Genomic DNA, 22,448 nt, shown 5'->3' with positions numbered 1-22,448 from the left:
CCATGCTGCACGACAATAGCCAGCACTGGGCCCTGTCTCTATTTCGCTATCGACGTTCGCTTCCATCACCGGAGATCGCTACCGGACGAGGGTTACCGGAGCGTTAGTAATCTCGCCGTTCTCAAGCTTTGCGTGTGTTGCTCCTGCCGATGATAAGCGCCGGTCGGCTGGTGCAGCGCGATCAGCTGGCGGCGACGAACTTTATCGTTCGGCGAGTGACATCGACGTCGCTCAAGGCAACGTCGAGCGTGTCGCCCGGCTTATGGCCGTTACCCCCCAGGCGCACCACCACAGGTACGTTGGCAAGCTGGATGCGTGCACCGCGCTCGTCAGCGTCAACAACCGTTGCGGCAAACACCTCTCCTTCACGTCCCGAAAGCAGCACCGCTTCGGCAACATCAATGACCGCACGATTGATCTGACCGGCGCGAGCATCGGCTCTGCTCATGACCTTGGGCAGCGCCTCGAATGCCGCGCTCACCTGTTCAGGAACGGGCTGACCGGTTGCAACTGCGAGGGCAGCCCGGATGACGTAGCGGTCGGCAAGCCTGCGAAGTGGAGCTGTCGCCTGGGCATAGGTCGCCGCAACAGCGGCATGCCAAGGTACCACGCCCTCCCTATAGGGCGCATAGGATGCCCCGTTTCCGGCGCGGCGAATGGCTACCATGAAGGCAGCGTCCGTCGGATCGTTAGCATCCCTCGACCGTGAAAACTGATCGAGCGAAACGTCGGCTGGCCAGCTTAGTCCCAGCCCATGTGCAATATGGCGAAGCCGACCAACCGCGGCATCGTCCGGCCCGTCCATGACCCGGAACAGCCCGGTCTGATGAGCCTGTAGCGCGTCGGCCACGGCAAGGTTGGTCGCGAGTGACAGCGCAGCATTCTGTGCTTCCGATGCGAGACGAGGCCGGAAGCCTAGCCGCAGGCGACCGTCAGCTTCACGTTCGACCTCCTGCTCAGGTGGATCCACTCGTGCAGCGCCACGGGCGCGCTCGGCAGCCTGGGTCCGACGGGCAAGCTCCTCGAACTGTGCTGGCAGATCTGCTGGTTGCACCGTCTCATAGCCGAGTTTCGCGTGCGACCGTATGATCGCCCGCTCGGCGCCATCTAGTCGGGCCTTGCCGTCGGGCGCGACGCGGACGGCGAAGATGACAGCGGCGCGCTCGACATCCGGCAGGAGGCTGGCTGCGCCCTCGCTCAGGATGGAAGGATAGAGCCCCGCCTTGCCATCCGGCAGGTAAAGCGTCTCGCCGCGAGTCCAGGCTTCCACATCGAGTGGATCGCCATCTTCGACGAACCAGCCGACATCGGCGATGGCATAATGAAGCAGCAGGTCCGCTCCTGCCTGCTCGATCGCAAATGCCTGATCAAGATCGGTGGAGGCGGCAGGATCCAGCGTGACGAACCGCATTTGTGTGCGGTCGACATGCTGGGTGGGTGTACGTCGAACTGCAGCCTCTGCGGCGGCAATAACCGCCGGGGGAAAGCCATCGGGGACCTGGAACTCGGCCCGGATTTGCGTGAGCCCATCAGCAAGGGCGCGATCGGGATCGAGAAGCGTCTTCATAGACGCATCCATGGGCGTGACGCCTGCGCAATGCAAAGTCGCTTGAGCGCCACTGGCGGACGAGCGCATCAGCAGACGTGCACCAACGTTCGAGCAGCTTATCCAGCGCCAGCGGGATCAGGCCCGCACTCCCTTCTACGCCTTTGCACGGCCGCCCCTTTGATCTAGATCAACAGACGAATGAAAGGGGTTGAGCGATGCCAGCAGCTCATTGCGTCTCGTCGCTGGCGGGGATCATACTCCACGCAGATCAGAGCTTTCTGGATATGCTGCAGCGTTCGCAGAGCGAACTGATCGGCGCATCGTATAAGACGATCACCGATCCGAAAGACCTGGGGCGAAGCGCGCAGATGCTGGCAGCCCTGAAGGAGGGCGCAGCACCGGTTCGGCTGCAGAAACGCTATCTGCGGCCCGACGGCACCAGCATTCCAGCAAACCTTCTTGTCACCCGCTTTTCCAATCCTGATCGGCTTATCAGCACTCTGTTCTGGCACGACGATGGACGCCCGCTGCCGCCGGCGGAGCTGTGGGAAGCCGCGCTCAGGGTTGCTCATATCCACGATGCACGCATGACGCTATTCGGCCCCGATCTAAGTTCAGACCCTGTCGGGACGATCGTTATTGGCACCTATCTGGCGGAAGCCGAGGGCCGGAACATCGCGCTTGGCGAAATCGCAACCTATGCGGCTATCGCGCCATCTACCGCACGGCGTTGGTTGAAGGTGCTGCAACAGCGGGGGATCATCGAAACTACGACCGACGCCGAGCTCAGCATATTGTTGACCCAGGCCGGCATCGACAAGGTAGAAGCCATGCTGGCGGCGGTTTACACGCTGCCCGGTGGGGCAAGAAGGATTGCCTGAACCTGCTGGATGACGTGATCGAGCTGCGCTGCAGCCGCAAACTGCTCATGCGCATCCAGCAGTTCGAGTGCCGTCAATAGACACGTCAGAGCTTCTTGCATGATTGCTGGTCCACCCGTCGTTATGATCCTGTCGCAGCATGCTGTGTCACGGCAGATGTATACGCGATGACCGGTCGTGCCTTCCTGTCATGGGGATCCCGAGGCTCGATCCACCATCGTTGATGCGTTCTCGCCAAGGCCAGGCTCGACATCTCCGTTGCGGAGAGGTCGAGCTGCCGTGCAGAACCGGCCGTCAGGCCGGCCTTGCGGTGGTCATCGCATCAAGCGTTCAGGGCATCCTTTACCGCCTTCGCAGGTACGAAAGCGAGCTTGCGCGATGCGGCGATCTGGATCGTCTCGCCATTGGCGGGATTGCGTCCCTCGCGAGCCGGGCTGTCCTTCACCTTGAACTTGCCAAAGCCCGAGAGCGACACTTCATCGCCCTTCTGCGCGGCAGCGACGATAGCAGCAAAGAGGTCATCCACGACCTTGCGCGCATCAGCCTTTGACATCGCATGGCCGGCAACGAGAGTTTCAGCGAGTTCGGCGTTATTCATGGTGCATGTCTCCAGATGGAGCGGCCACCTAGCGGCTTACAGCTCGCAAGGCGACATGGCAGCTTTGATCTCGCGGGTCCCGCTGACACTCGCGGCCGACAATTTGCGTGACCGCTGCACATTCCATTCGACTTCACCCTGCACCAGAGCGACAGCGGCATCACACGAACCGCGGGGCACAAGGCGCCCCGCACCGCCCCAGGTGAGCCGCTCACCGGGGCTCTGGCTGGTGGGGCAGCATCGGTGCTGCTCCAAGCCGGAGAACAGCATCATGACCACATTGAGTGACACCCAGGGCATCCTGCTTGCCGCCGCCTGCCAGCGCGCAGACGGCAGCGTCCTGCCATTCCACGCCAGCATCAAGCGCGGCGGCGGCATCACCAAGGCCATCGCAGGGCTTGTGCGGCAGGCGCTGGTGGTGGAGCGCGAAACCACCGATCAGGCCGCCGTGCACCGGACAGACGGCGACCTGCGCTTCGGTGTGTTCATCACCGCGGCCGGGATGGCTGCGATCGGGGTCAGCGCGGAAGACGAGGATGCGGGTCAGGCCGTCGCTGCGCCGCTGCCCGAGATCATCGACGTCGAGAAAACCCCGACGAAGATCGCCACCGTGCTGACGCTGCTGGCGCGGCAGGACGGTGTTCCGATCGCTGAGTTGATGACGGCTACCGGCTGGCTGCCGCACACCATCCGCGCCGCCATCACCGGCCTGCGCAAAAAGGGCCACAGCATCCAGCGGATCAAACGCGATGGCGTGACCTGCTACCGCATCCTCGGGGCGGCATGATGGACATGGCGAGCACCCTCGCGGAGCTCGAGACGCTGTCCTCCGATGCCCTGCGCCAGCGATGGCGCAGTGTCGTCGGCAGCCCGGCGCCCAAGGTCAGCCCCAAGATGCTGCGGCTGGCGCTCTCCTGGGAGATCCAGGCGCGCGCCTCTGCCGGCCTCGCGCGCACCACCAGCCAGACGCTCGACCAGCTTGGCCGCGGCCAGACCCGGACACAGGCGGCAACGCCCGGCATGCGGCTCGTACGCGAATGGCAGGGGCGGGTTCATGTCGTCACCGTTGGCGAGGATCAAGTGATCCGCTGGGACGAGCGCGAATGGCGCTCGCTGAGCGAGGTTGCCCGCGCGATCACCGGCACCCGCTGGTCGGGCCCTGCCTTCTTTGGCCTCAAGAAGGCGGTGGCAGCATGAAGACGGTACGCTGCGCGATCTACACCAGGAAGTCGTCGGACGAGGGACTGGAACAGAGCTTCAACAGCCTCGATGCGCAGCGCGAGGCCTGCGCCGCCTATATCCTCAGCCAGGCGAGCGAGGGCTGGTCGGCGCTGCCGGAGATCTATGATGATGGCGGACTGTCGGGCGGCACGCTCGAGCGCCCTGCCCTCAAGCGCCTGCTCGCCGAAGTGGCGGCTGGCCGGGTCGACATCATCGTCGTCTACAAGGTCGACCGGCTAACCCGCTCGCTGTTCGACTTTGCCAAGCTCGTCGAGACGTTCGATGCCGCGGGCACGAGCTTCGTGTCGGTCACCCAGTCGTTCAACACCACGACCAGCATGGGGCGGTTGACCCTCAACATGCTGCTGTCGTTCGCGCAGTTCGAGCGCGAGGTCACCGCTGAGCGCATCCGCGACAAGATCGCAGCGTCGAAAGCACGCGGCATGTGGATGGGCGGGACGCCGCCACTGGGCTACGCCCCCAATGACCGCAGCCTCGTCATCGTCGAGGAGCATGCCACGCTCGTGCGACATCTCTTCACCCGTTATCTGGCGCTCGGCAGCGTGCGGCGGCTGATGGAGGAACTGGCACAGCGCGGGGTGACGGTGCCGGTCAGGACCACAGTTGGCGGCAAGCCGCTCGGCGGCGGCGCTTACACTCGCGGCCAGCTCTACCAGATCCTCAAGAACGTCATCTACACCGGCAAGATCGGTCACAAGGACAAGGTCTACCCGGGGCTGCACCCGGCGATCATCGACGAGGCGACCTTTGCCGCCGTGCAAGCCATGCTTGCCGACCATCTCCAGGGTCACCGCACCCGTGCTGGTGCCGCCGAGCCCAGCCCGCTAACGGGCAGGATCGTCGATGGGGATGGCGAGCCGCTGGTCGCGACGCATGCGACCAAGAACAAGGTGCGCCATCGCTACTATGTCAGCCGGGCGCTCCAGCAGGCGACCAGCGACACCGGCCTGCGGATCCCGGCCCGCGAGATCGAGGCGCTCGTCACCGAGCGGGTGCAGCAGCTTGTCCGCCAGCCGCTCGAACTTGCCACCATGGCGGCGCTCGACGTGCAGGTTCATCAGGTGGCAGACCTGCACGCACGCTGTGAGGCGTTGGCCGAGCATTTCGGCGTGCGGCGCTCCCCTGCCCTTCTCGCCATCGTCACCAAGGTGCAGGTCGGCGATGCCACGGTGACGCTCGCCTGCGACACCGCTGGGCTCGCCACGGCGCTGGGCATGGAACAGCATGCCGATGCGCCAGCCACCATCGAGATTGGCTGTGCTGCCCGCCTAACCCGGTCGGGTCGGGCATTGCGGCTGGTGCAGGACAGCGGTGCCACCGCGCAGGCCGTACCTGACCGATCATTGATACGCGTGCTCGTCCATGCGCGACGCTGGTGGAGCATGTTGCGAACGGGTGAGATGAGCACGACCGAGCTTGCCGCACGCGAGGGAGTTACCAGCTCCTATGTCGCGCGTGTGCTCCGGCTGGCCTTCCTTGCGCCTGCCGTCACCGAGGCGATCCTCGCCGGGCGTCAGCGCGCCGGGGTGACCGTTGCCAGCCTGACTGCCGAAGGCGCGATTGCTGCCGACTGGCAGACGCAGATCGCGACGCTGCTGCCGGCACCAGGCCGGTGAGAATGTTGCTACCCGGAATATGCAGGTCCAGGACAGCGAACTCCCATGTCCATATGAGTAGCAGCGTAGCCCTATGAGATGGAAGACCAGCGTAGTTGCTGCAGCGATAGCAGCAGCAGTTCCAGCGGTAGCACCCGCTAACGATGCAGAGTTGCACACGTTTCATTGTCTCAGCGGATGTCCCGTCGGTGCTCCGGCTACCAACGATGTCATCGTTCGCGAGATATATACGTTATCGTCCAACGATCTGACGAAGATGGCGGATTGGGTTGCCTATCGGGTCACCAAAGATTCGATCGGGGCGTCCGGTGATCGCGAATGGCGCGCTGACCCATGGCTGGGCGCTAACGAGACGCTCGGCCCGGGCGCATATGACAGTGCTAGCGACACGCTGCACATCGACCGTGGCCACCAGGCTCCGCTCGCATCATTCTCTGGCACGCCCTGGGCGGCAGACACCAATATCCTGTCGAACATCACACCGCAGAGTTCCGCTCTCAATCAAGGCTCTTGGGTAAAGCTGGAGAACAGAGAGCGTGAACTGGCAACCCGGCTCGCCATGCCGGTCTACGTACTTACCGGCCCGCTCTACGAGCGCATGATGCGGCCGCTTCCAGCAGGCGGCGACTACCAGCGTGTACCGTCAGGCTATTGGAAGGTGGTATCTCTTGCTGACGGACGATCGACCGCGTTCGTCTTTGACCAGGCCGACGCCCGCAACCGTGACATGTGTGCAGCGCGGGTCTCGATCCGCCACGTCGAACTGCGCGCCAGGCTTCGCCTTTTTCCCGATGCGACACTCACCGCTACGCCGTTGGATGCCGAATTGGGCTGCGCGAACCCGGCAAATGCGGATCCGGCCCCCGCGGAGATCCCGGCCGAGATCCGCCCCAGACCAAAGAAACGTGCCGCGACACAGCTAAGCCCATGACCATGCCACTCACTCGGTCGATGCCACCCATGTCCATCGCTGCGGCGATGGCTCCCCTCCGCCGCAGCACTTCATGTAAAGGTTCTAATCGGCTGATAAATGGCCGTGGCCAATTCGCACCGGCCAGCCCAGAGTTCGAAATGCACGTCAGCGGCGCCTGACTTGGCTTCGCCGCCGGACCTCATATGCTCGGCCATTCTCATCCCTCTTCACCATCAGCCGGCCCGAGCGCAGAAGATAATATTCAAGGAACTGCGTCAGACTGTCGACCTGGTCGTCGTGCCGGCCATAGGGGAAGGCTTGCATCTCGCGGCGGAAATCATTGAGCCACGGAGCGTCAGTCGGAAGTACGCACAGCCCAGCCTCGAGTTGACCAGTCACGCCGATCAGCCTGGTCTCCTTGTCTTGCGTCACAGACCACATCATTGGCCGCAGCTCGCCGCTGGCACGGAATTCCTGAAAAAGAGCCTTACCCGTTCCCGCATCTTCGATGATGACCCTGTCGGGCTTCCATTGCCGGTGCAGCCGCAGGACCGCTCGTTTCAGATCAGGGAAAGCCAAGCGCTGGCGGAACACGTCGAGCAGATGCCATTTGCCATCGAGGCTTCCCCAGGTCGTACCCACCGAGAAGTCTGCTGTCGGCTGATCACTCAGCGCAGTATCCCAGCTTTGAACGACCTTGAAATAAGCATCTCGATCAAGGGTAGTTTCATAGCTGCCGAACCACTCCATCCGGACAAGGTTACCTTCCGGTGCGACCGGGTTCTGCTGATACTGTGATGAATACACCTGCGGTCCAAGGTTGCGCCGTTCTGTTTCCATCAGCTCACGGGTGATATCCCGTCGCCCAAGCAGGTCACCGACCTGGCGATGGTGCCATGCGGCCGGCCCCACCGCGATCCGCTCGTCCCGCTCGGCAATCGCTGGCAAACAAAGAAGATCGTAGCCCTTCTCCAGCAGGTGAGCGGCCAGATCGTCTTCGTGAAGGCGCTGGGAAATGGAGATGATGGCTCCTCCGCCCACGGCGTTCAGTCGGGTTGCCAGTGTACCGTCGAACCACGCTTTTGCCTCTTCGCGCTTGGCTTGGCTGCGGGCATCATCAGCCTTCAGGCAATCGTCAACGATGATGATGTCTGCGCCGTGGCCCGTAACACTGCCGCCAACGGAAACCGCTTTGCGCCCCCCGCCCCTCGTCGTGACGATCTCCAGCATGCGATTGCCATCTTCGGCGATGGCCGCGTTTGGGAACATCCTGCAATACCAGCTGGTCTGCATGATCGCTCGACATTGCGTTGCATGCAGCCGAGCAAGATCCTGGCTGTAGGTCGCGACCATAATCCGACGCGCAGGATCTCGACCAAGCAGCCACGCCGGTAGTGCGACTGATGTCGCCACCGACTTCAGATGCCGCGGTGGAACGTTGATCACCAGGCGTGCACCAGGACGCGCGCACGCCTCGGTCGACGCATGGCAGATCGCACGCAGATACCAGGCAACGTCCAGCGGCTCGGCACCGTCGTGTAACTCCGCGAATACGCGTAACAGGAACAACTCGAAGTTCTGCCGCATCGCGGCTCTAACGACGGCGCTCATCGTACGTCTCCCTGATCAGCGAGTATCGTCGCGCGCAGATGTTCGAGTATCGCGCGGTCATGCGCATCGACGTCTTCCGGCTGGACGGTTGAAGCTGGGCCGGCGCTCGCAATCTCCTGCGGCTCTTCCGGAACCGCATCCCGGTAATAGCGCATGAGCTCGTGACGGTCGTGCCGGCTGCCCTTCAATGCACTTTCAATCGCCTGCATCATGAGGGCCTGGACGTGGGTCACATTCTTGCGACCCTGCGCGGTACGGATCCTGAGCTTCGCCGTCATCGTCTCCCGGACGATGGTATTGAAGGCTTTTGCGCCCTTCGGCCTCCCCTTGGGATTACCCGATTGTCCCTTGCGAAACTGGGTGTGCTTTGGCGGCCGTCCATAGCCAACGTCGTACTTCACGTTATCGCTTACGGCGGGAGCATCAGCTGTTGCCGGCTGAGAAGCCGGTCGAACCCTGGAAGCGGGAGAAGTAGCAACAGGCGCGTTGGCACCAGAAGCCGTGACTATAATCCGAGTTCGCGGCGGCACAATCGCGGGTTCTTGAACGACCTGGCCAACTGAAAGTGCTGGCTTGAGCTGTTTTGCAACAACAAACGGCATCGAAATTCTCCGAAAGATAAAGGTGTCAGCGTGACGCTCGCGCTTGTTGTGCAGCGGGCGAGGCGCGCCGGTAGGGTCAGGCAGCAACAGAGAGAGGGTGGAGACGCTCCGCGGCGACTTCCGCGAACGTCTGTCCGGAGGTTTCCAGGATGGCCTGCTCACCGGTCATCGCTTCCCAACGCCGGATCGCGACATCGATGTAGCCAGGCTCGATCTCGATGGCATAGCCGACCCGCTTGGTTCGCTCACACGCGAGGACAGTGCTCCCGGAACCGGAAAAGGCGTCGAGAACGATTTCACCGTGCCGCGTGACGTCGCGGATAGCCTCCGCCAACAGTCCGACCGGCTTCACCGTTGGATGAGCCGCAAGATCAGCATCCCGGCTGGCGCCAAAACTGTTTGCGCCGGCATGGTTCCAGACGTTAGTGCGATACCGACCGTGCTTCCCCAGTTCGACGCAGTTCGTGTGCGGTGCCTTGCCATGTTTCAGCACGAGGACGAGCTCGTGCTGGGAACGGTAGAGACTTCCCATGCCGCCGTTTGTTTTGGCCCAGACACACAGGTTGAGGTGATGCAGCCCTGCGGCGCGTGCGGCCGTCATCAGCTCGTAGAGGTGCTTGTGGTCCATAAAGGCCATCACGATCGCGCCATCCTTCAGATGGGCCATCATGTTCCTGAGGTATGTTTCGTTGAAAGCCGTGAATTGTGCTTCCGACATCTCCCCGGAAGCCATCGCAAACTCAGCATGGCGGCCGCTGCCGGAGACATGGCCGTTTACGGGTACGTTGAACGGTGCGTCGGTCAGCACCATTGCACCACGCGCGCCGTTCATCAGACGCGCCCAGCTTTCAGGTTCCAGGGATGAACCACACAGCAGCCGGTGCTTGTTCAAGACCCATAGATCACCAGTGCGCGATACAGGTTGCGCGTGATCTTCCGGCATGTCGTCATCGGGGTCAGTGTCGTCGCCAACAACGCTGCCCAGCAGCACGTCGATTTCCGCTGTTTCCCAACCCATCACCTCGACGGACACGTCGTCGAGATCGATGATGCTTTGAATTTCGATCCGCAGCAGGCGCTCGTCCCATGTCGCGTGGCGCGCGAGCTGATTGTCCGCCAGCCGGTAGGCCTTCACCTGTGATGCAGACCAATGGTCGGCAACGATCACTGGCACCTCTGTCAGCCCGAGCCGGATCGCCGCCTCGTAGCGAGCATGACCCGCGATGAGCGTGCCGCCCTCATCGACGAGCAACGGCATGGCAAAGCCGAATTGCGTCATCGACGCTGTCAGCTGAACAATCTGTTTTTCGGGATGTTTTCGGGCGTGGCCTTCATACGCCCTGATGCTGCCGACCCCTCGGTACTGAATGGGACCAAGTTTATGATCGAGAGCCGCGCAGGCATTCCCCAGCGCTGTGGCAGAAGACCGGGTCTTTGAAGTAGGCATTTCTTGCCTCCAGTATGCGGAGGACAAGCAAGTGACACCGAAAACAGACTGGGTGACCACTGGCTCGCCCGAACCGCGTGGTTCGTTCGAAAGTACATGTGATCCCGTTTCTGCTGCGCGTGCGGTGTCTTAGACACGTCGGCTGTCTGCGGCGCGGGGAAGGCTCTCACCTTCACCGAAGCAAATACTACATCGAGTAAAGGCCGTCAAATAGTTGTTTGAGTGCAAGGAGTTACGGCTGACATTCATTGTCAACAAACGCCGCAAGTCGGCGCTGATGCTTGATCTTTCCTTCGAAGCGAGAGTCGCAGATATTCGATTTCGAAGATGCAATTCCTCGTTCGTTTTCCCTGTTATACTTGCCAGGGAAATTGCTCTGAAACCGGCAGTTTTCCGGGGCTGGATCGAGGGCCTCAACGCCTGATCGGACAAGTTCAGGGTAATTACCCTGTAAAAAGGCGGGTATCAGCGAATTTCGAGAATGCGTCCCGTGAACGCGGTGGCTCAACTCTGCAGCGCGATGTCGTGGCAAAAAATGAAACCGTAGTGCCACTGCTGGCCGCAGAGAATCCGACGCTAAATTTAGCGATTGCCGCCTCAACGACATTCTCAATGGTACGGACCTAAGCGAAAACGGCGCGGTTCCGCGCCATTCCCGGGGTCCTCCCCCGTGGAGAGCGCATAGCTGAGACTAGGTGGCGGAGCGGGAGGGATTCGAACCCTCGATACGCTTTTGACGTATACTCACTTTCCAGGCGAGCGCCTTCGACCACTCGGCCACCGCTCCGCATTGCTCTGGAAGGGGATCTGCTAGAGCGGGTTTCGCGCGCGCGCAAGCGATTGCGTGTGCAGACGCGCTCGGGCAGTCTCCGGTGATGCTGCATTTCCTTCTCGCCGCCGCACTCGCGCAAGCCGTTGCGGCTTCACCCGCCGCCGCGGCGCTCCCCTCGGATCCGGTGCCGGCCGACTGGATCGCGGTGCCAGACGACGAACTGCTCGTGTTCACGCTGGCGAACGGGCACAGCTTCACCGTCCGTCTCGCAAGCCGGTACGCGCCGGTCCATGTTGCCAATATCCGCAAGCTTGCCGCTGCCAAGTGGTGGGATCTCGGGACCAGCGTGTACCGGTTGCAGGACAATTATGTCGCGCAATGGGGCGATGCGACCGAGAAGAAGGCGCTGGCCGCGGGCGTCGTCGAAACCCCGCCGGCGGAATATGCGCATGCCGGGCCGACGACGGTGGCGCGGCTGGCGCAACGCGATCCCTATGCCGAATGGGCTGGCTATAGTCGCGACGGATGGCCGCTGGCCGGCAACGGCGCGACCGAGTGGCTGCCGCATTGCTACGGCATGGTCGGCGTCGCGCGCGATCTGGCGCCGAGCACGGGCAGCGGCGCGGAGCTCTATACCGTGATCGGTCATTCGCCGCGTGCGCTCGACCGCAACATCGCGGTCGTCGGGCGCGTGATCGACGGGATCGAGTGGCTGTCGTCGCTGCCGCGCGGGACCGGGGATCTGGGCTTCTACACGACCGCGGGCGAGCGCAGCCCGATCGTGTCCGCGCGGCTGGCCAGCGCGCTCCCCGCCGCAGCGCGGCCGCATTTCGAGTATCGCCGCGCGGACAATCCGCGGTTCATCGCCTGGATCGCCTCGCGCGAGAACCGGTCGGGGCCGTTCTTCACGGTGCCGGCGGGCGGCGCGGACATCTGTGCCGCGCTGCCCCCGGTGCGCAAGGCGCCCTAGCGGATGACGGGCGGCTCGCCGAACAGGCCGGCGTTATAATCGTCGATCGCGCGCACGATCTCCTCGCGCGTGGTCATGACGAAGGGGCCGTGCGACACGACGGGTTCGCCGATCGGATCGGCATGGCCGTAGAGGATCGTGGCGGGTGCTTGCGCGGTGACCGCGATCGTGGCTCCGTCCATCGCGAACGTGGCGAGGTGGTGCGGGTTGACCGGGGTCCCGTTGGCCGAGGGGGACCCGGCAACGACGTAGAAAAAGACTGAGCGACCGGCTGGTGCGGGCAGGTCGACATGCCCCCCCGCCTCGAGCGCGACCGTCATCATCGTAACATCGGTCAGCGACTTGATCGGGCCCTGCGTCTCGCCGAATGCGCCCGAAATCAGGTTCACGACGCCCCCTTCGACGGGAATCGCGGGAATGTCCTCGCGCTGGAGGCCGGTATAAGCGGGCTTGGTCATCTTGAGCCGGCCGGGGAGGTTCACCCAGAGCTGCAGGATTTCCAGCGGGCCGCCGTCGCGCTTGAACGATGCAGGCGATATCTCGGCGTGGATCAGGCCCGAGCCTGCGGTCATCCACTGAATGCCACCCGCGCGGATGACGCTTTCGTGGCCGCCGCTGTCGAGATGGGCCATCTCGCTCTCGAGGATGAAGCTCACCGTCTCGAACCCGCGGTGCGGGTGCGGGCCGAAGGGGAGACCCGAGTTACCGGGGCGATAGGTCTGCGGGCCGTGATGGTTGAGGAACAGGAACGGGTCGACCGGCGGCAGGCCGGGCCCCGGCAGCGGCCGCCGGGTGACGAGATCGGCGATATCGTCGCGCTGAGCGGGGTATTGGCGGAGGAGCTGGCGCATTTTACGACGCCTCGCGGTCGGCGGCCGTGGGGCGCACGATGTCGGCGAGCAGGTCGTCTATACCGGCGACGAGGAAGTCGAGCGTGCGCTGGTCGGTCAGGCGACCGTCGGCGATCTTCTCGTGCACCGCGCCGACGACGGCCTGGGGACGCAGGACGCCCCGCGCGCCGATCGACGCCAGCGTCTCGTTCAGCTGGGCATGCGCGCGCGCGCCGCCGACTGCGCCTGGCGAAGAGGTGAGCGTGAAGACCGGCTTGCCCGTCAGCGTCGCCTTGCCGTGCGGGCGCGAGGCCCAGTCCAGCGCGTTCTTCAGGACGCCGGACATGCCGTGATTATATTCGGGGGAGGCGATGACGATCCCATCGGCCGCGCCGATCGCCGCGCGCAAGGCCGCAACGGCTTCGGGGGGCGTGTCGGTATCGGCGTCCTGGTCGTAGAGCGGGACGTCGTTGAGCGGGAAGATCGTGAGCGCGGCCTTGTCGGCGACCGCCTCGCCAAGCGTGGCAAGGATCGCGCCGTTGTACGAGCCGCGACGCAGGCTGCCGGACAAAGCGAGTAGCACGGGAGAGGACATCGAATTTCCTTAGTTGAAGCGATAGCCAGAGATGGCGGTTTGCAGGACGCGTTCGCCGTAGACCTGCGTGCCGGGTTGGTCGGACGCGGCGGCGGCGACCATCAGCGGTAAGAGGTGCTCTTCGCGGGGGTGCGAGAGGCGGCCGGCGGGAGCTTCGGCCCAACGGCCAAGCGCTGCGGCGCGGGCGGTCGGGTCGGCCTCGACCGCGGCGGTGAGCCAGTGGTCGAAGGCTTCGGACGGCGCGGTGAAGCGCGGGTCGCCATAACCGCGCATGTTGTGGAAGCTCATGCCCGAGCCGACGATAAGGATGCCCTCGTCGCGCAAGGGGACGAGCGCGCGGCCGGCGGCGGCATGGAGCGCAGGGTCGAGATCGCGATCGACCGACATTTCGACGACCGGGATGTCGGCGTCGGGGAACGCCACCTTCATCGGGATGAAGACGCCGTGATCGAGCCCGCGCATCGGGTCGACGGTGGCGGTCAAGCCGGCGCCGCGGAGCAGGTCGACGGCACGCGCGGCCAAAGCGGGGTCGCCGGGCGAGTCGTAGCGGATCTCATAGGTATGCGCGGGGAAGCCGCCGTAATCGTAGACCAGCGGCGGGGTGGCGGCGCCGGTGAAGGCGAAGCCGCGCGTCTCCCAGTGACCGGACACAACCAGGACCGCCTTGGGCCTCTCCGGCAGCGAGGCGGCGATCGACCGGAGATATGCGGCCATGCCGGTCCAGTTACCCGCGGGATCGTCCACGAAGAAGCAGGGGCCGCCACCGTGCGGGATGAACAGGGTCGGCTGGCGGGCGTTTGTCATGCTCTTGAGGTAGGCGGCGGCGGCGGTGATCGGAAGGGCGTGAATGGCAACGCTGCGTTGCCGGTTGGCGCGGCGGTCAGGTCCAGTAGAGGATGCGCGCCTGCGGAAGCTTCGCCGCTATCTCGTCCTGGAAAAAGCTGCGGAGTGCGCGCATCGAGTCCGCGTCGTAGACATATTTGACCGAGCCGAACTTGGTGCGCTTCTCGGTGCGGTTGGCCATGCTGAGATCGAGCGACGAGCCGGGATACCAGGTTTCGAGCACCGCCTTCGATCCGGGCGTATAGCGGTGCGTGATCAGCTCGATCGTCACATCGGGGAGGTCGGCGAGCACTCTGCCCGCCTCCGCCAGCAAGTCGCCATACGCCTCGCGCCACCCGTCCGCGGCGATGATCGGCGCGACGGTCAGGCCGATCCGGTAGCCGGCGTCCGCCATCCTGCGCAGTGCCACCAACCGCGCAGCGACGGGACTCGTGCCGCCTTCGAAGCGGGCATAGGCGGCGGGATTGATCGACGCGCGCATCCGGGTGCGGCCGCGGTGGTCGAGCTCCAGCAACGGTTCGACCGCATCGAACTTGGTGGTGAAGCGGAGCTGCACGTCGGCCTCCCACGCGCCGAAATGCGCGATCAGCGCGGACAGCGATCCGGTGACGTGCTCGATGCCGAGCGGGTCGGTGTAGCAGGAGGCCTCGAACGTCGTCCCCTCGTGTGCGCGGGTGGTCGAGCGCGAGGTGACCGTGCCCTGCCCCAGATGCGCCGGGAGTTCGGCGAGGATCTCGGGCAGGTTCGCGTAGACGCGCGTGATCGGCGGGCCCTTCAACGAGCCGGCGAGGTAGCAATAGCCGCAATGCGCCGGGCACCCCTCGGCAAGATCGATCCGCCAGTCCGCGCTGGGCGCGATCGGCTGAAGCTTGCGCTTGGAGGGCGGCGCGACGACCAGCGCGAGCGTAGCTTTGGCTTCGGCATAGGCGTGGCGCGAGTCGTCGGGGAGGTCGAGCTTGAGGCGGTCGCTCGGCAGTGTCGTGACGGGTACGCCCAGTGCGGTGGCGCGGGCGACGATCTGGGCGCCGTGATCCCAGGTCAGCGCGGACGGGGTCGCCAGCAGGCGGCGGGGTTGCCAGAGTTTAGGGGAGCGCATCGGGGGACAACGCCGGCCACCGCCGATGCGTTGCCGCTATTTGACGGGGCGCTTCTCGAGCTTCCGCGCGAGCGTGCGGCGATGCATGCCGAGGCGGCGCGCGGTCTCGGAGATGTTGAAGTCGGTTTCGGCGAGCGTGGTGTGGATCCGCTCCCATTCGAGCGTCTTGATCGAGGTCGGACGTTCCGACAATTCGGTGTCGACGACGCCTTCAGTGCGGTCGAAGGCGGCTTCGATATCGTCGGTGTTCGAGGGTTTGACGAGATAGTGCGACGCGCCGAGCTTGATCGCCTCGACCGCGGTGGCGATGCTCGCAAAACCGGTGAGGACGACGACCAGGATCTCGGGATCGTGCGCGTGGAGCGTCTGGACGCAGACGAGACCCGACGCGCCGCCGAGCTTCAGGTCGACCACCGCGTAGCGCGGCGTGCGGTCGGCCAATTGCTCGACGAGTTCCTCGTGGCTGGCCGCCTGCATCACCTCATAGCCGCGGCGTTCGAACGAGCGGCGGAGCGTACGGGCGAACGTCTCGTCGTCCTCGACGATCGCGAGTAACTTCGTGTCCGTCATGGCCCCGTTCATGACAGGGCGATCGCGGAGAGCGGCATACGGATCGTGACTTCCGCACCGCCGCCCTCGCAGTTCACCACGGACACGCCGCCGCCCAGCTTGCGCATGACGTTGACCGCCAGGAACAGGCCGAGGCCGTGGCCGGGTTCGCGCTTGCTCGACTGATACGGCTTGCCGAAGCTCGCGAGCCGATCGTCGCTGAAGCCCGGGCCGCGATCTCGGACGATCAGCGCGAGGTCGCCGTCGCTGCGTTCGCCGCGGAACGCGACCCAGTGCGGCGAGGCTTCGGCGGCGTTGTCGAGCACGTTGGCGATCACCTGTTTGAGCGCGGGATCGGAGACGACCTGCGGATCGTCGCCGACCCGCGTGGTATAGTCGAACTCCACACCCGCATGCACCGCGCGCCATTCGTCGACAATCGCATCGAGGAACTGGTGGAGCGGCATGATCTCGGGCGCCTCACCGCGCGCTTCGCCGGCGGACAGGAGGATGCCGGTGACGATCGCCTTGCAGCGCTGGACCTCGGATTGCATCTCGACGATCTCGGCCTGAAGGTCGGCGTCCTGCGCGAGCGTCGGCATGCGACGCCAGTCGGCGAGGATGACCGCGATCGAGGCGAGCGGCGTGCCGAGCTCGTGCGCGGCGCCCGACGCGAGCAGGCCCATGCGGACGATGTGATCCTCCTCCGCGGCCTGCTGGCGGAGATCGGCGAGCCGCGTATCGCGCGCGCGCAAGTTACCCGTGATGCGGGTCATGAACAGCATCAGCAACGTCGCGATCAGCATGAAGCAGAGCAGCGAGCCGATCGTGTAGAGGATGAAATACTCGCCGCTGTAATTGGGCGGCAGGATCAACGGGCGGTAGTAGAGCGTCAGCAGTCCGAAACAGATCGCCGTGACGGCGACGATCGCCCAGCTCGACCAGCGATCGAGCAGCACCGCGCCGAGCACGACGTGGAGCAGATACAGCGAGATGAAGGGATTGGTCGCGCCGCCTGCGAGATAGAGCTGCGTGGTGAGCAGGCCGACGTCGAACAGGAGCGCGAGCAGGAGCTGAATATTTGCGCCCTTGCGCCACCCGTATAGCGGCATGCTGACCAGATTGAGCCCCACCCCCGCCGCCAGCGCCGCAAGCATCGGAATCATCGGCAGATCGAAGCCAAGCGCGAAGCGGGCGAACAATATCGTGACGAACTGTCCGGCCACCGCAATCCAGCGCAGCGTGACGAGCTGACGCATGTTGGCGTTGCCGGTCGCGTCGGTGCGCGCAGTGGCGAGCGCTAGCCACCGTTGCCAGCTTTGACGTGCAACGCTGGCGCCCATGCTTCCCGATGTCACGTGTCGACCGCCCCTCGCTGCTTGCGCGCATCCTGCCGGACGAACACGACGAATGCGACGACCGTCATCGCGGCGAGCGCGAACCAGGTCAGCATGTAGACGAGGTGGTTGTTCGGGAAGGCGATGATCGTCAACCCGCCGATGGGGGCAGCAGTGCCGGTCTTGTCCGCGTCGACGAAATAGGGCGCGACGTTGGTCAGCCCGCGGGCGGCGGCGATCGCGGCGACGTCGCGCGAATACCATTTGCCGGCGGCGGGATCGTTGCTGCGCAGGAAACCGCCACCCGGTTCGGTGATGCGCAGATACCCAGTGATCGTGATCGGGCCGGTCGGCTTGGCATGCGCGGCGCGTTGCTCGGAGGAGACATAGCCGCGGTTGACTAGGACGGTGAAGCCTTGGGCGGTGCGCAGGGGCGTGACGACCCAATAGCCGCTGCCGAGTGCGGTGGCGGCGCGGACCAGCGTCTCGCGGGTATTGTCGAGCGTGCCGTCGAGCCGGATGCGGCGATAGGCGTCGGTGGGGGCGGTGATCGCGCCCCAAGAGGCGGGGCCCGGCGGGGGCGCGGGCGCGGCATGCGCGCGCGCCGCGACCTGTTCGATCAGCTCGAGCTTCCAGGCGCGGCGCTCGATCTGCCAGATGCCGAGCGCCATGAACCCGGCGAACAGCAGCAGCGCGACCAGGCCTGCGACATAGACGGCAGGGCCCGGTCGCGCGCTCATCACATGTCTGCCGCGGCCTGCATCGGCATCATGTTCGTGTTCATGTGGTACATCACCCAGATCGACCCGCTGAGCGTGATGACGACGAGGATGATCGTGAAGATCAGCGCCATCATCGTCCAGCCGCCCTCCGACTTGCCGCTCATGTGCAGGAAGTAGATCATGTGGACGACGATCTGCGCGACCGCGAACACCATCACGACGAGGGCTGCGGTCGACGGATCCTTGAACGCGTCGGTCATGACGATCCAGAACGGGATCGCGGTCAGGATGACCGAGAGGAAGAACCCCTTGATGTAGCTGCCACGCGTGCCGTGCGCTGCGTGGTCATGGTCCGCATGCGCGTCATGCGTGTTTGCGTGGGGGTCGCTCATCGTAGGGTGCCCATCAGATAGACGAAAGTGAAGACGCCGATCCAGATGACGTCGAGGAAATGCCAGAACATGCTGAGGCACATCAGGCGGCGCGTGTTCGCGGCGATCAGGCCGTGCTTCTGCACCTGCACCATCAGCGTGACGAGCCAGATCAGACCCATCGTGACGTGCAGGCCGTGCGTGCCGACGAGCGTGAAGAACGACGACAGGAACGCGCTGCGCGTCGGGCCCGCACCCTCATGGATGAGGGTGGCGAACTCGTACATTTCGATCGACAGGAACGCGAGGCCGAACAGCCCCGTGAACACCAGCCACATCTGCATGATGCGCTGGCGACCCTCCTCCATCGACAGCATCGCGAAGCCGTAGGTGATCGACGAGAACAGCAACATCGCGGTGTTCACCGCCACCAGCGGCAGCTCGAAGATCTCCTTCGGGCTAGGACCGCCGGCATAGCTGTTGCCGAGCACGGCATAGGCCGCGAACAGCACCGCGAAGATGAGGCAATCGCTCATCAGGTACATCCAGAAGCCCAGCATCGTGCTGCCGCCATCGGGATGTTCGTGCTCGTCTAGGTCGTAGAACGAGACCTTCTCCGTCTCGTTCAGACCGTCCTTGATGGGTATTGCGGACATCGCGTCAGGCTCCCTGGGTCGCGAGCTGGCGGGTGCGCGCGTCCTCGCTGGCGATCACGTCCTCGACGGGGATGTGATAGTCGCGCTTGTAGTTGAAGGTGTGGAAGATCGTCGTGCCGAAGATGCCGGCGAGTGCCAGCCCTGCGAGCCACCAGACATACCAGATCATCGCGAACCCGAACGCCACGCTGAGCCCGGCGAGCACGACGCCCGTGCCGGTGCCGCTTGGCATATGGATCGCCTTGAACCCGGTCAGCGGACGCACATGCTTGCGATCCTTCATGTCGTACCAGGCATCCAGATCGTGGACGATCGGCGTGAACGCGAAGTTATACTCGGGCGGCGGCGACGAGGTCGCCCACTCGAGCGTACGACCGTTCCACGGATCGCCCGTCAGGTCGGCGAGCTTCTCGCGGTTCCGGATGCTGACGAAGATCTGCATCAGGAAGGCACCGATACCGGCGGCGATCAGCACTGCACCAAAGGCGGCGATGACGAACCAGATCTGCAGGTTCGGATCGTCGAAATAGCGCATGCGGCGGGTCACGCCCATCAGGCCGAGCACGTAGAGCGGCATGAAGGCGAAGTAGAAGCCCGACACCCAGCACCAGAACGAGATCTTGCCCCACGTCTCGTCCAGCTTGAAGCCGAACGCCTTCGGGAACCAGTAGTTGATCCCGGCGAACATGCCGAACAGCGTGCCGCCGATGATCACGTTATGGAAATGCGCGACCAGGAACAGCGAGTTGTGCAGCACGAAGTCGGCAGGCGGCACCGCGAGCAGGACGCCGGTCATCCCGCCGATCGTGAAGGTCACCATGAAGGCGATCGTCCACATCATCGGCAGTTCGAAGCGGATCCGGCCCTTGTACATCGTGAACAGCCAGTTGAAGATCTTGGCCCCGGTCGGGATCGAGATGATCATCGTGGTGATCCCGAAGAACGAGTTCACGCTCGCGCCCGACCCCATCGTGAAGAAGTGGTGCAGCCAGACGAGATAGGCGAGGATCGTGATGACGAGCGTCGCATAGACCATCGAGCTGTAGCCGAAGAGGCGCTTGCCCGAGAAGGTCGAGGTGACCTCCGAGAAGATGCCGAACGCCGGCAGGACCAGGATGTAGACCTCGGGGTGGCCCCAGATCCAGATCAGGTTGACGTACATCATCGGGTTGCCGCCCGAGTCGTTCGTGAAGAACGCGGTGCCGATGTAACGGTCGAGCGACAGCATCGCGAGAACCGCGGTCAGCACCGGGAAGGCGGCCACGATCAGGATGTTGGTGCACAGCGACGTCCAGGTGAAGATCGGCATCTTCATCATGGTCATGCCGGGCGCGCGCATCTTGACGATGGTCGCGACCAGATTGACGCCGGACAAGAGTGTCCCGATGCCCGCGATCTGCAGCGCCCAGATATAGTAATCGACACCGACGTCCGGCGAGTACGCCAGTCCAGAGAGGGGCGGCATCGCCAACCAGCCGGTCCGCGCGAACTCACCGATGAACAGCGACATCATGACGATCACGGCACCCGCCGCGGTCATCCAGAAGCTGAAATTGTTGAGGAACGGGAACGACACGTCGCGCGCGCCGATCTGGAGCGGGACGACATAGTTCATCAGGCCCGTGACCAGCGGCATCGCCACGAAGAAGATCATGATCACGCCGTGCGCGGTGAAGACCTGGTCATAGTGATGCGCGGTCAGGTATCCCTCGGATCCGTTGAACGCCATCGCCTGCTGCGCGCGCATCATGATCGCGTCGGAGAACCCGCGCAACAGCATGACGATCGCCAGGATGATGTACATGATGCCGATCTTCTTGTGATCGACGCTGGTGAACCACTGGTTCCACAGATAGCCCCAGACCTTGAAGTAGGTCAGCGCCGCGACGAGCCCGAGCCCGCCGATCGCCACCATCGCAAAGGTGGCGACGACGATCGGTTCGTGCAGCGGCAGCGACTCCAGGGTCAGGCGGCCGAAGATTGTCTTCAACAGAGTGTCGTTCATGATGGTTCTCTAGCCGTTCGCGACGGGGCGCGTGCCCGGCATGGTGGAGGGGGACAACATCGTATGATTGCGGTTGGACTGCGAGCCCGGCGCGCTGTTGGCGCCGTCCCGTTTTATGTCGGCGGGTGCGGTCCAGTGATTGCCGCTACCCTTCTCGTCGGCGTCCTTCATCAAAGCGCCTTCGACCCGCTCGGACGAATCCTGCGGGCCCTTACCGCCATTGACGCCCGGCATTGCCATGCCGGCGTGCGAGTCCCCCCCGCTTTTTCCGCCGTGCATCATCTGCGACATGCAGACCTTGCCTGGCTGGACGCACTGTTCGACGACCAGCTTGAACATGTCCGGTGCGACCGCATTGTAATAGCGCACCGGCACCTTCTCGCTCGGCTTCTCCAGTTGGAGATAGCTTGCGCGGTTCAGCCCGCCGCTGGCCTTGGCGCCGCCCTGCTTGACGCGGTTGACCCAGGCCTGGAAGCCCGCGTCGCTCACGCCATGGAAGCGGAAGCGCATGCCCGAAAAGCCCGCGCCGCTATAGTTGGACGAGAAGCCCTCGTAATTGCCGGGCTTGTTGATGACCGCGTTCAGCGTCGTCTGCATGCCGGGCATCGTGTAGATCATGCCCGCGAGCGCCGGGATGTAGAACGCGTTCATCACCGACGAGGACGTCATCTGGAAACGGATCGGACGATCGACCGGCGCAGCCAGTTCGTTGACCGTGGCGATACCGTATTCGGGATAGATGAACAGCCACTTCCAATCGAGCGCGACGACCTGCACCTCGAGCGGCTTGCCCGCGCCGTTGGCACCGTTGCCCGCCTGCTGCTTGTCGACCAGATTGCCGACCGGCACGTTGTTCGCGAGCGTCGGCGTGTCGGGCTTGATCCGGCCCAGCGGACGATATGGATCGAGCAGATGCGTGCTGGTCCAGGTCAGCGCGCCGAGCGCGATGATGATCAGCAGCGGCACGCCCCAGATCAGCAGTTCGAGCCCGACCGAGTGATCCCAGTTGGGCTCGTACTTGGCGGCCTTGTTCGACTGGCGGTAGCGGAACGCGAAGAACAGCGTCATCGCGATCACCGGCACGATGATCAGAAGCATCAGCCCGGTCGCGATCAGAACGAGATCGCGCTGCTGCACTGCGATGTCGCCCGACGGCGACATCACCACCCAGTTACAGCCGCTGGTAAGCAGCGCCAGGGGTATGGCAGCCAACCATTTTCGGGCCGAGATTTTGGAGCGGGAA

At 64.1% G+C, this 22,448-nt stretch carries 22 protein-coding genes and 1 tRNA gene; 6 read left to right on the top strand and 17 right to left on the bottom strand.

What is annotated here, in order from left to right:
- Positions 1–181: 181 nt before the first annotated feature.
- Positions 182–1,567 (bottom strand): RNB domain-containing ribonuclease, encoded by a 1,386-nt coding sequence (locus tag ASE88_RS17835; protein ID WP_056480636.1) that lies wholly within the window; start codon positions 1,565–1,567, stop codon positions 182–184.
- 197 nt (positions 1,568–1,764) lie between these two features.
- Between ASE88_RS17835 and ASE88_RS17830 the strand changes: the two genes are divergently transcribed.
- Positions 1,765–2,430 carry a PAS domain-containing protein gene (locus tag ASE88_RS17830; RefSeq protein WP_056480514.1) on the top strand — a complete coding sequence of 222 codons (666 nt, stop codon included), beginning with the start codon at positions 1,765–1,767 and terminating at the stop codon, positions 2,428–2,430.
- A gap of 322 nt (positions 2,431–2,752) precedes the next feature.
- Here the strand turns inward: ASE88_RS17830 and ASE88_RS17825 are convergent, their stop codons facing one another.
- On the bottom strand, positions 2,753–3,028 hold the full coding sequence (locus ASE88_RS17825; protein WP_056480512.1) for an HU family DNA-binding protein: 276 nt from the start codon (positions 3,026–3,028) through the stop codon (positions 2,753–2,755).
- A gap of 271 nt (positions 3,029–3,299) precedes the next feature.
- Between ASE88_RS17825 and ASE88_RS19695 the strand changes: the two genes are divergently transcribed.
- The 4 genes from ASE88_RS19695 (at position 3,300) to ASE88_RS17805 (ending at position 6,817) form a co-directional block, all read left to right on the top strand.
- Positions 3,300–3,815 carry a DUF3489 domain-containing protein gene (locus ASE88_RS19695; RefSeq protein ID WP_056480510.1) on the top strand — a complete coding sequence of 172 codons (516 nt, stop codon included), beginning with the start codon at positions 3,300–3,302 and terminating at the stop codon, positions 3,813–3,815.
- Between the two features lie 5 nt (positions 3,816–3,820).
- Positions 3,821–4,225 carry a DUF2924 domain-containing protein gene (locus tag ASE88_RS17815; protein ID WP_235528009.1) on the top strand — a complete coding sequence of 135 codons (405 nt, stop codon included), beginning with the start codon at positions 3,821–3,823 and terminating at the stop codon, positions 4,223–4,225.
- Complete coding sequence (locus tag ASE88_RS17810; protein WP_056480504.1) at positions 4,222–5,886, top strand: recombinase family protein; 1,665 nt, start codon at positions 4,222–4,224, stop codon at positions 5,884–5,886. The genes ASE88_RS17815 and ASE88_RS17810 overlap by 4 nt, the downstream gene beginning before the upstream one ends.
- A gap of 73 nt (positions 5,887–5,959) precedes the next feature.
- Positions 5,960–6,817, top strand: coding sequence for a DNA/RNA non-specific endonuclease (locus tag ASE88_RS17805; RefSeq protein WP_082466639.1), 858 nt, complete (start codon positions 5,960–5,962; stop codon positions 6,815–6,817).
- 147 nt (positions 6,818–6,964) lie between these two features.
- Here ASE88_RS17805 and terL read toward each other — a convergent pair whose 3' ends face one another.
- The 4 genes from terL to ASE88_RS17785 all read right to left on the bottom strand — a co-directional run bounded on the left by terL (position 6,965) and on the right by ASE88_RS17785 (position 11,246).
- Positions 6,965–8,410, bottom strand: a complete 1,446-nt coding sequence (gene terL, locus ASE88_RS17800; protein ID WP_056480497.1) for a phage terminase large subunit — start codon at positions 8,408–8,410, stop codon at positions 6,965–6,967.
- On the bottom strand, positions 8,407–8,811 hold the full coding sequence (locus ASE88_RS17795) for a DUF5681 domain-containing protein (RefSeq protein ID WP_156357095.1): 405 nt from the start codon (positions 8,809–8,811) through the stop codon (positions 8,407–8,409). The genes terL and ASE88_RS17795 overlap by 4 nt, the downstream gene beginning before the upstream one ends.
- Before the next feature lie 277 nt (positions 8,812–9,088).
- Entirely contained in the window at positions 9,089–10,459 is a 1,371-nt protein-coding gene (locus ASE88_RS17790) for a site-specific DNA-methyltransferase (RefSeq protein ID WP_082466638.1), read from the bottom strand.
- 696 nt (positions 10,460–11,155) lie between these two features.
- A tRNA-Ser gene (locus ASE88_RS17785) sits at positions 11,156–11,246 on the bottom strand.
- An 88-nt stretch (positions 11,247–11,334) separates the two neighbouring features.
- Here ASE88_RS17785 and ASE88_RS17780 point away from each other — a divergent pair.
- Positions 11,335–12,201: a peptidylprolyl isomerase gene (locus tag ASE88_RS17780; protein WP_056480494.1), complete on the top strand. Its 867-nt coding sequence runs from the start codon at positions 11,335–11,337 to the stop codon at positions 12,199–12,201.
- Here ASE88_RS17780 and ASE88_RS17775 read toward each other — a convergent pair.
- From ASE88_RS17775 to ASE88_RS17725, 11 genes are all read right to left on the bottom strand, one after another.
- Entirely contained in the window at positions 12,198–13,052 is an 855-nt protein-coding gene (locus ASE88_RS17775; protein ID WP_056480492.1) for a pirin family protein, read from the bottom strand. The genes ASE88_RS17780 and ASE88_RS17775 overlap by 4 nt on opposite strands.
- A gap of 1 nt (position 13,053) precedes the next feature.
- On the bottom strand, positions 13,054–13,626 hold the full coding sequence (locus tag ASE88_RS17770; protein WP_056480488.1) for an NADPH-dependent FMN reductase: 573 nt from the start codon (positions 13,624–13,626) through the stop codon (positions 13,054–13,056).
- Between the two features lie 9 nt (positions 13,627–13,635).
- Positions 13,636–14,430 (bottom strand): DODA-type extradiol aromatic ring-opening family dioxygenase, encoded by a 795-nt coding sequence (locus tag ASE88_RS17765; protein ID WP_056480485.1) that lies wholly within the window; start codon positions 14,428–14,430, stop codon positions 13,636–13,638.
- A 76-nt stretch (positions 14,431–14,506) separates the two neighbouring features.
- Positions 14,507–15,565, bottom strand: a complete 1,059-nt coding sequence (locus ASE88_RS17760) for a spore photoproduct lyase family protein (RefSeq protein WP_056480481.1) — start codon at positions 15,563–15,565, stop codon at positions 14,507–14,509.
- A 36-nt stretch (positions 15,566–15,601) separates the two neighbouring features.
- Positions 15,602–16,135: a response regulator transcription factor gene (locus ASE88_RS17755; RefSeq protein ID WP_055882685.1), complete on the bottom strand. Its 534-nt coding sequence runs from the start codon at positions 16,133–16,135 to the stop codon at positions 15,602–15,604.
- Between the two features lie 8 nt (positions 16,136–16,143).
- The gene (locus ASE88_RS17750) at positions 16,144–17,457 is read right to left on the bottom strand and encodes an ATP-binding protein (protein ID WP_056480478.1); all 1,314 of its coding nucleotides are present in this window, start codon (positions 17,455–17,457) and stop codon (positions 16,144–16,146) included.
- 11 nt (positions 17,458–17,468) lie between these two features.
- Positions 17,469–18,191, bottom strand: coding sequence for an SURF1 family protein (locus ASE88_RS17745; protein ID WP_056480475.1), 723 nt, complete (start codon positions 18,189–18,191; stop codon positions 17,469–17,471).
- Complete coding sequence (gene cyoD / locus ASE88_RS17740; protein ID WP_055882584.1) at positions 18,191–18,565, bottom strand: cytochrome o ubiquinol oxidase subunit IV; 375 nt, start codon at positions 18,563–18,565, stop codon at positions 18,191–18,193. The genes ASE88_RS17745 and cyoD overlap by 1 nt, the downstream gene beginning before the upstream one ends.
- Positions 18,562–19,200, bottom strand: a complete 639-nt coding sequence (gene cyoC / locus ASE88_RS17735) for a cytochrome o ubiquinol oxidase subunit III (protein WP_056480472.1) — start codon at positions 19,198–19,200, stop codon at positions 18,562–18,564. Before cyoC ends, cyoD begins: the two co-directional genes overlap by 4 nt.
- 4 nt (positions 19,201–19,204) lie before the next feature.
- Positions 19,205–21,205, bottom strand: coding sequence for a cytochrome o ubiquinol oxidase subunit I (gene cyoB, locus ASE88_RS17730; RefSeq protein WP_056480469.1), 2,001 nt, complete (start codon positions 21,203–21,205; stop codon positions 19,205–19,207).
- Between the two features lie 9 nt (positions 21,206–21,214).
- On the bottom strand, positions 21,215–22,366 hold the full coding sequence (locus ASE88_RS17725) for a ubiquinol oxidase subunit II (protein WP_200910289.1): 1,152 nt from the start codon (positions 22,364–22,366) through the stop codon (positions 21,215–21,217).
- Between the last annotated feature and the right edge of the window lie 82 nt (positions 22,367–22,448).

The organism is Sphingomonas sp. Leaf38 (genome assembly GCF_001421825.1).
In the GTDB taxonomy this organism is placed as follows: Bacteria; Pseudomonadota; Alphaproteobacteria; order Sphingomonadales; family Sphingomonadaceae; genus Sphingomonas.
This window is presented reverse-complemented; position numbering and strand designations above follow the sequence as displayed.

What these genes read in the sequence shown, in the direction of transcription:
- ASE88_RS17725 (WP_200910289.1), bottom strand. Translation starts at nt 22,366, where the DNA reads ATGTCGCCGTCGGGCGACATCGCAGTGCAGCAGCGCGATCTCGTTCTG.
- ASE88_RS17745 (WP_056480475.1), bottom strand. Translation starts at nt 18,191, where the DNA reads ATGAGCGCGCGACCGGGCCCTGCCGTCTATGTCGCAGGCCTGGTCGCG.
- ASE88_RS17830 (WP_056480514.1), top strand. Translation starts at nt 1,765, where the DNA reads ATGCCAGCAGCTCATTGCGTCTCGTCGCTGGCGGGGATCATACTCCAC.
- cyoC (WP_056480472.1), bottom strand. Translation starts at nt 19,200, where the DNA reads ATGTCCGCAATACCCATCAAGGACGGTCTGAACGAGACGGAGAAGGTC.
- cyoB (WP_056480469.1), bottom strand. Translation starts at nt 21,205, where the DNA reads ATGAACGACACTCTGTTGAAGACAATCTTCGGCCGCCTGACCCTGGAG.
- ASE88_RS17775 (WP_056480492.1), bottom strand. Translation starts at nt 13,052, where the DNA reads ATGCGCCAGCTCCTCCGCCAATACCCCGCTCAGCGCGACGATATCGCC.
- ASE88_RS17765 (WP_056480485.1), bottom strand. Translation starts at nt 14,430, where the DNA reads ATGACAAACGCCCGCCAGCCGACCCTGTTCATCCCGCACGGTGGCGGC.
- ASE88_RS17825 (WP_056480512.1), bottom strand. Translation starts at nt 3,028, where the DNA reads ATGAATAACGCCGAACTCGCTGAAACTCTCGTTGCCGGCCATGCGATG.
- terL (WP_056480497.1), bottom strand. Translation starts at nt 8,410, where the DNA reads ATGAGCGCCGTCGTTAGAGCCGCGATGCGGCAGAACTTCGAGTTGTTC.
- ASE88_RS19695 (WP_056480510.1), top strand. Translation starts at nt 3,300, where the DNA reads ATGACCACATTGAGTGACACCCAGGGCATCCTGCTTGCCGCCGCCTGC.
- ASE88_RS17815 (WP_235528009.1), top strand. Translation starts at nt 3,821, where the DNA reads ATGGCGAGCACCCTCGCGGAGCTCGAGACGCTGTCCTCCGATGCCCTG.
- ASE88_RS17780 (WP_056480494.1), top strand. Translation starts at nt 11,335, where the DNA reads ATGCTGCATTTCCTTCTCGCCGCCGCACTCGCGCAAGCCGTTGCGGCT.
- ASE88_RS17790 (WP_082466638.1), bottom strand. Translation starts at nt 10,459, where the DNA reads ATGCCTACTTCAAAGACCCGGTCTTCTGCCACAGCGCTGGGGAATGCC.
- ASE88_RS17755 (WP_055882685.1), bottom strand. Translation starts at nt 16,135, where the DNA reads ATGACGGACACGAAGTTACTCGCGATCGTCGAGGACGACGAGACGTTC.
- ASE88_RS17810 (WP_056480504.1), top strand. Translation starts at nt 4,222, where the DNA reads ATGAAGACGGTACGCTGCGCGATCTACACCAGGAAGTCGTCGGACGAG.
- ASE88_RS17750 (WP_056480478.1), bottom strand. Translation starts at nt 17,457, where the DNA reads ATGGGCGCCAGCGTTGCACGTCAAAGCTGGCAACGGTGGCTAGCGCTC.
- ASE88_RS17805 (WP_082466639.1), top strand. Translation starts at nt 5,960, where the DNA reads ATGAGATGGAAGACCAGCGTAGTTGCTGCAGCGATAGCAGCAGCAGTT.
- ASE88_RS17770 (WP_056480488.1), bottom strand. Translation starts at nt 13,626, where the DNA reads ATGTCCTCTCCCGTGCTACTCGCTTTGTCCGGCAGCCTGCGTCGCGGC.
- cyoD (WP_055882584.1), bottom strand. Translation starts at nt 18,565, where the DNA reads ATGAGCGACCCCCACGCAAACACGCATGACGCGCATGCGGACCATGAC.
- ASE88_RS17835 (WP_056480636.1), bottom strand. Translation starts at nt 1,567, where the DNA reads ATGAAGACGCTTCTCGATCCCGATCGCGCCCTTGCTGATGGGCTCACG.
- ASE88_RS17760 (WP_056480481.1), bottom strand. Translation starts at nt 15,565, where the DNA reads ATGCGCTCCCCTAAACTCTGGCAACCCCGCCGCCTGCTGGCGACCCCG.